The organism is Solidesulfovibrio alcoholivorans DSM 5433 (genome assembly GCF_000702665.1).
Taxonomy (GTDB): domain Bacteria; phylum Desulfobacterota; class Desulfovibrionia; order Desulfovibrionales; family Desulfovibrionaceae; genus Solidesulfovibrio; species Solidesulfovibrio alcoholivorans.
The window spans coordinates 1-6,515 of the sequence record NZ_JNJA01000041.1 but is presented as its reverse complement, the minus strand read 5'-3'; the positions used below and the strand labels follow the sequence as shown (position 1 = coordinate 6,515).

Sequence of the window (6,515 nt, the reverse complement as noted above, 5' to 3'; positions counted from 1 at the left end):
TACGCCCAAGTCCCACCACCTTCGCCCCCGAGGGGGTTTGAACCAGATCGTGCCAGCGTCCAGTGTGAGAGAGCGACCGTAAGCCAAAATCTAGCAGAAGTTAACCGAGTTTTCCCAAGTGATGCCGAGTAATCAGGGCTTAACCGTTTCCAGAACCGTTGGCTTCGTTGGCTCGGGATAAGTTCGGATTTGACCTGGAAGTCAAGGGGTTTTACTCAGGGGAGGAGAAAAAAGGACGTGGAGAGGATAGGAGAATGGGAATAGTTAATTATTTCAAAGTGTTGAATAGAAATGTCAAGGAGTGAAAGAGTTATGAGTAAACAAACACCGTCAAATGGGCGGACAACCTTCGTGGGGCATGCATGTAAGGTTAAGTTTTAAATTGCATGAAATATTGAAATCAAATATGAAAATGATGAACTTGACATTTAAACAAGCTCAGCAGGAGATCCTCATGGAAGATATTTTTGAAGTTTTCGAGTCTGAAACCTATGAAGATGATGTCACCCACCCCCAACCGGATGATTATGAACTCAATACTGATGACCTTGAGCCCGGTGATTATGAAGATGAAATAGGAGATCGTGCAGAGTTACTTGCAGAGATTTTATCTGAGTCAGATCAAGACATAGACTAACACGGCAAATCCTGACTCTCTACAAAAAAATTTTTTGCATAATCAGCTACCACCGGCAGAGCCGGTGGTATGAGGATGCCCCCTCGAAGGGGGCCTATAACCCGCCGGGGTCTTGTTACTTCGGTGGATTCATGCCCACTTCTTGTAACGTTAACTGCTCCTGACGAAGTTCATGCTGATCTTGCTTGCGTATATACTCGCGAACCATCGCTTCATCCAAGCCAACGGTGCTTACGCAGTACCCTCGCGCCCAAAAGTGATACCCTGTCAGATTCTTTGTCCTTCCGAGATACCTCCGGTGGATAAGAATCGCGGACTTTCCTTTGAGCTTTCCAATCGCGTTTGCAACGCTGAACTTGGGCGGTATGCTCAAACACATGTGCACATGGTCAGCAAGAGCATGCCCCTCGACCAATTCCAGCCCGAACTGCTGACACAACTCCCGGAAGATTCCGCCGATCTCCTTTCGAAGTCTTCCAAAGATCGCTTTCTTCCGGTACTTCGGGATGAACACGACGTGGTACCGGCAATACCAGCGTACGTGCGCTTGGCTTTCCCAATCTCGCATAGGCTCTCCTCATCCTTGCCCCGGCGGGCTTGGTCTGGAGAGCCTTCTTTTTCCAACAGAATCAACCTAGGAACGGTCAAACCTATTGGCGTCACACCGCCAGAGGCGGTGGTTTAACTGTTGGAATTAATGCATCGACCAATGCAACAACGAATTATTATAGCTTTACCGAATTGTGGTATCTGCGAGTAAACCAGTGGCTAATCAACTTCAGGCATTAATGGCCACAGCAACGCTGCAGCTACAAAAGAGTACATTGCCCGCAGTTCATATGTTCTTCTGTCTGGATCGTTATGCCTTACTTCATTTCCTTGCTTGCGGATAACATGTACATAGTCAAGAGCTTCATCAACTAGAAACCCTTGTTGCTTAGCTGAATCAATTACCTCATAAAGAGTCCCAGAAACACCTGTAATACGCGTAAGACAACCATGGAGTTTCTTTGCGATCTCAATACAAAACATTGAATCCAATGGGATCGACATCACGTCGCGCTCAAAGTAGCCATCGCGTCCGCCCATACCCTTGATTGCAATATGTTGCAAAAATTCACTCAATTTGATTTTTGAATAATCGGAAGGAACATTTTTCAATTCATCAATTCTCTTTTCATATTCTTTAACAATTAGCCTCGCCCTTTGGAGTTGTCTTTTATATCCAGCTTCTTCTAGTTCAAAATTTTTCAAAATATCACGCAAATTTTCAATTTCAGCATCTTTATCTTTTAAGACATTTGAAATCTCCGTATAACCTAACAAACTCTGCTTAAGCAATTTATTCTCGTCCTCAAGCTTCTTAATCTTATCATCAAATTCATTTTGAATATCTTGGAAGCTTTTTGTTGTAGGAGGAGGCGGAAAAGAACCAGCAGAAATATCGTCTCCGAATTCATGCACCAATGCATCATAAATATTTTTAGTTTTAGGATACTTCCAGCAAGTTTCTTGTATACACCATTGGTAAGGATGTATCGTTTTAGCTCTATCCTTTCCCCATGGTGGTATAAAAAGTTTATAATGATCATCGCTCTCTACAATCAAGACCTTATGCATATCACACCTTTCATCGTTGCAATTGCGTAACAGCCATCTCAAACATAATAGAGTTGTTTATCAAAAATAAGCAAGATTAGACCAACAAAACAAACGACCTTGTGGATTCATTATGAATTTTTAGCTTCAAAACCATCTAGAATGCATTACTATGCAATGCAAAAAAATCAAACCAAATCATAGCAGGTTCCATTCAAGACCCTGAACTGATAAATTAAATTTTTTTCCTCATCTTCAACAATAACCATCAACGGCTTTTCAGTAAAAACCCAAGGTTCAACTTTAACAGTATCTAATCTAAAAGAAGATTTCAAAATTGATTTTTCCCAGACTGTTTTCACTGTATTGAATCTGTATCCACAAGCACCCAACATTTCTTTTACCGAATAAGTAGCGCACTCAACAGCCCTCTCGCAATAATTAGCATTTCCCACCGATACTACAACACGTTGTAATTTTGGATCAACAGTCTTGACAGGCTTATAATCACTCCAATTAACTTCTGAAATATGGTATGCGTTTGACTTAAGTTTGTCAAAAAAAGGGGATTCCGAGCCACTCTCTGTCATCAGTATTAACTTTTCTGCCGCGCGGGATAATGCAACATACAAAAGCCTTTGTTCATCTATAATATTTTTTTCACGGCTATCTCCAAACAATCTAAAAAAAACCCACCTTGGATGCAGCAAAGGGAACCTGCTGCAAAAAAAATCTGAAAGAATGATGGTATCTTCCTGCAAACCTTTGTACTTATGAACAGTAGAAATATTAATTAACTTTCTTTTCTTATTTGGGAAAAAGCTCCTTATGTTGACAAGATAATTTTCCAAAGAAATGTCTTTATTGTAAACAAATCTAGTCCGACTTAAAATGGCAACTTTCCGATCATGACAAACTTCAGATCCAATTATTCGAAGCATGCTAGCCGTATACGCATCGAAGCTATCAGTAAACCCATGCCTCTGGTTTTCAATTAATGTCGGCTCTAATTTGTCTATTTTAGCCAACAATACTACTCCTTTTGAGGGTTTATTAGATACTGCAGGACTTCCAAATCCTTTCATTAATGCATTTCCAATGTCAACAATAGACTTTGGAGATCTAAAGTTAGTTGTAATACTTATACAGTTTGAATTTTCAAAATAATCTGGAAAATTTTCATAATAAATCAAATCTGATCCAGCAAATCCGTTGATCGCTTGCCATGAATCTCCCACACAAAACGAATGGATATTTGGATTTATAGTTCGCAACGAACGCACTATATTATAGAACAAACATGAGAAATCTTGAAATTCATCAATGCACAAATAACGCAATTGTTTAATATCACATTTCCTAGATTTTCTAGTAAAAACAAACTCCCCTTTATTGAGGATTTCCGTTGCACTTAACATGATTCCATCATAGTCATATTGACCAATTTCTTTGAGCTTAGCGAGATATCGACCATACAACATGTGCGCCATCATAAGGAATTTCTTTTCAATTGGAGGCGCACTATAAAAACTATTTATCATATCCATCAAGTCCTCAGGAGACAGGGCCAACTTTCTACATCTTCCGATAAAATCTTTAATAACTTTTGTATAATCGTCAATTGCTCGCTTTTTTATCAAATTCCAAAGCTCTTCTTCTTTTAACGGATTGGGTATACAGCCAAACTCTTCCAAAGATTTTTCAAGGCGTTGAAGGAATCCATCTTTATTTTTAGAGCTTAATAGGTCCGGATAAATTTCCAAAAAATCCCAGTCAGTCCGACTATTGAAAAGCATCTGTTTTTTTACAATATTATTGTCGTAATCTTGATCACCCCTCATGCCAAAGTATTCAATAATCAACCCCTTCTTTCCTCTATTCCCAGCGTTATAAAATATTGTAAAATCAGGGCGACAAGTTTCTTTGCCAAATCTATGTCTGTATTCATAGCAATAATGAAATCCATTCTCACAAAGATAGTCAGCTATTACTTTTTCTCCATACGACTTCACCTTGTCACCTTTAAGAGAAATATGCCGGAGTGAACGTCTAAATTCAAGAAACTCTCTTTTGTCCTTATCATATCCAAACTGAACAATACTTTCCCAATCGTCTTTAAAAAAATGCAGCATTATCTGCTTGATTAACGGGTGATAGCGTTGATCTCGAATATGATCATCTATCACTGACTGTATTACTTCGCTTAAGTTTAAAACGTCAGCGTCTTCATCATCATATATTACATCGCTATCTGGCTCAACTATAGCCCTACCCAAAGCATGAAACGTCATAACATGCGGCAAATCTATATTGCTTAATTCTGCAATTTCAATTACACAATTCTCAATTTTGTTTAATACATCTTTTGGATTGTTCTTTTTATTGATTATCTTTTCTGAATCACTAATTTTTTTTATAGCATCTTCAGAAAAAGCGGCTAAAATTTTCTTTTGGATGCTGACAACTGCCTTGCGATTAAATGCCAAGATGAGTATATTGTCAGGAGACACCTTGCAATGTTTAATCAAAAAAATAGCTCTATTCACAAGAGTGGTAGTCTTTCCACTGCCTGCACGTGCTATAACTTGAATATTACCATGTATCGAACCAATTGCTGTTAATTGCTCAAAACTTGGAGTATTTTTTACGTCTTGCCCAGCATATATGTTACTAACTAGCCACTGCCGTGTGAATGCATTTTTTTCGGCAAGATATTCCTCACTAGACACAAGACTCCTACAATTTGTGTCATAAAAATGGTCAGCATTTAAAAAATTAGAATCGAACATCAACTTAATTTTTTCAATACAGTCATTTTTTAAATGCAACAACTCCTTTTCAGCCTGCTCTTTCTTTTCTTGCTCTTCTGCTGCTAATTTTTTTTCAAATTCTTCCTTGGCAATTTGCTCTTTCTGTTCTTCTTGTAATTCGACCACACGACGATTGCGCCATTCAGCTGACTGTAACTTTTCAATAAACTGATTTGAACAACGAATTTTAAGCTTGTTCGAGTTCAGACTCTCAAGAGAAAAACTTTTTGAAAACTTACTGCCGCTGTCCATGCAAAAAACAACGAAAACTTCAAGGTCAACTACATTTTTTTTAACGATGTCCTTAATTACTCCAGATCCAAAATTTACGTGCTCAGCCGATAATAATGAAATTAAATCTCTAATTAATACAGGGTTAAAATTAACAACCGAAACCAATAAATCACCACTAATGCATGCGCGGTCATTGTTCATGAAAACCAACACTTTCAGGATTTTTACTTATCATCCTGAGAACATCTAATTAACCATATCAAACACAAAGCTCTTCAGAGCATCCTAACCAACTTAACCTACATTGAATCACACACTACACTTGCTTTTTTTGGCCTCCAAATAAGTTTGCATCAAATTATTCATCCTGTCTTGCAGAACTTCTTCTAGTCCTGCAATTTCGATTGGGAAATACACCCCACCTTCGTTAACTTCCATGGCTTCAATCGTTGTCATTCTTGCTACCTCAGTAGAGGAAACAATGCTCATTCCAATCTTCACATCGGCATATGGATATTTTTTTTGAAGAAAATCTTGCCAGTCCTTTAAGCACCCCGTTGCTATCATTTTGCAATCCGCCAGGTTCAAACTTAGTTTTTCGCAATATTCAAAAATCATGCACCCTTTAACTGATATTGTCGAAATCTCTCCCATTGCAAAACCTCTCTTTACCTTCCAAACAGCTTAACCACTCCACTTAATCACCACACCCCAGGATATCTGAATACCCCTATCGCACACAAGATGCTTCACTTCAAACAAACAACAAAAGACCCACGCCAACCAATATTCCAGGACAACGTGGGCCATTTCACATAACTATCCGAAATTCTGGCTATTTCTTCTCCAAGACAATCTTCCCCTCTTCCATGCAGGAAACCTTGAACTCATCACCCTGGCTGAAGCCGTAGTTAGCCAGGAGCGTCGGGGACAGACGAAGACCGGTGCTGGAGAACTTCACGCTTCCAGATGCCACACGAGCATCCATCCCTTCAATCTTGTAGAACTTCTCGTCCATCTGCATCAGCTTCGTGAGATGGTTTTTCAGGGTGGTTTTGGGAATATCAAAGGCATCCATAATTTGCTGTGCGGTTTTTCCTTCGGTGATCATGGTGCGAAGTTTCGTAGCGTCAAATTTCGATGCAATAGGCATGGTTAGGTCTCCTTCGTTTTTGATGTCGTAGTTTCGGAGTTGATCGTATCTCAAAAACAAAGGATGTCAACAGAAGTCCTGC

At 39.1% G+C, this 6,515-nt stretch carries 6 protein-coding genes; 1 reads left to right on the top strand and 5 read right to left on the bottom strand.

Features of this window, described 5'->3' with window-relative positions; all coding sequences use genetic code 11:
- Window positions 1–454: 454 nt before the first annotated feature.
- Window positions 455–637 carry a hypothetical protein gene (locus Q368_RS26350; protein WP_156955892.1) on the top strand — a complete coding sequence of 61 codons (183 nt, stop codon included), beginning with the start codon at window positions 455–457 and terminating at the stop codon, window positions 635–637.
- Window positions 638–752: 115 nt separating this feature from the next.
- On the opposite strand, the gene tnpA is transcribed toward Q368_RS26350, so the two are convergent.
- The 5 genes from tnpA to Q368_RS0122450 form a co-directional block, all read right to left on the bottom strand.
- Entirely contained in the window at window positions 753–1,205 is a 453-nt protein-coding gene (gene tnpA, locus Q368_RS0122455) for an IS200/IS605 family transposase (RefSeq protein WP_029461252.1), read from the bottom strand.
- 200 nt (window positions 1,206–1,405) lie between these two features.
- Complete coding sequence (locus Q368_RS26345) at window positions 1,406–2,257, bottom strand: hypothetical protein (protein ID WP_156955891.1); 852 nt, start codon at window positions 2,255–2,257, stop codon at window positions 1,406–1,408.
- Between the two features lie 167 nt (window positions 2,258–2,424).
- Window positions 2,425–5,481: a UvrD-helicase domain-containing protein gene (locus Q368_RS25335; protein WP_156955890.1), complete on the bottom strand. Its 3,057-nt coding sequence runs from the start codon at window positions 5,479–5,481 to the stop codon at window positions 2,425–2,427.
- A gap of 108 nt (window positions 5,482–5,589) precedes the next feature.
- Window positions 5,590–5,934: a hypothetical protein gene (locus Q368_RS26340; RefSeq protein WP_156955889.1), complete on the bottom strand. Its 345-nt coding sequence runs from the start codon at window positions 5,932–5,934 to the stop codon at window positions 5,590–5,592.
- A 181-nt stretch (window positions 5,935–6,115) separates the two neighbouring features.
- Entirely contained in the window at window positions 6,116–6,433 is a 318-nt protein-coding gene (locus Q368_RS0122450; RefSeq protein ID WP_029461251.1) for a helix-turn-helix domain-containing protein, read from the bottom strand.
- Between the last annotated feature and the right edge of the window lie 82 nt (window positions 6,434–6,515).

Coding starts and splice junctions, on each gene's coding strand:
- Q368_RS26350 (WP_156955892.1), top strand. CDS start 455: ATGGAAGATATTTTTGAAGTTTTCGAGTCTGAAACCTATGAAGATGAT.
- Q368_RS25335 (WP_156955890.1), bottom strand. CDS start 5,481: ATGAACAATGACCGCGCATGCATTAGTGGTGATTTATTGGTTTCGGTT.
- tnpA (WP_029461252.1), bottom strand. CDS start 1,205: ATGCGAGATTGGGAAAGCCAAGCGCACGTACGCTGGTATTGCCGGTAC.
- Q368_RS26345 (WP_156955891.1), bottom strand. CDS start 2,257: ATGCATAAGGTCTTGATTGTAGAGAGCGATGATCATTATAAACTTTTT.
- Q368_RS0122450 (WP_029461251.1), bottom strand. CDS start 6,433: ATGCCTATTGCATCGAAATTTGACGCTACGAAACTTCGCACCATGATC.
- Q368_RS26340 (WP_156955889.1), bottom strand. CDS start 5,934: ATGGGAGAGATTTCGACAATATCAGTTAAAGGGTGCATGATTTTTGAA.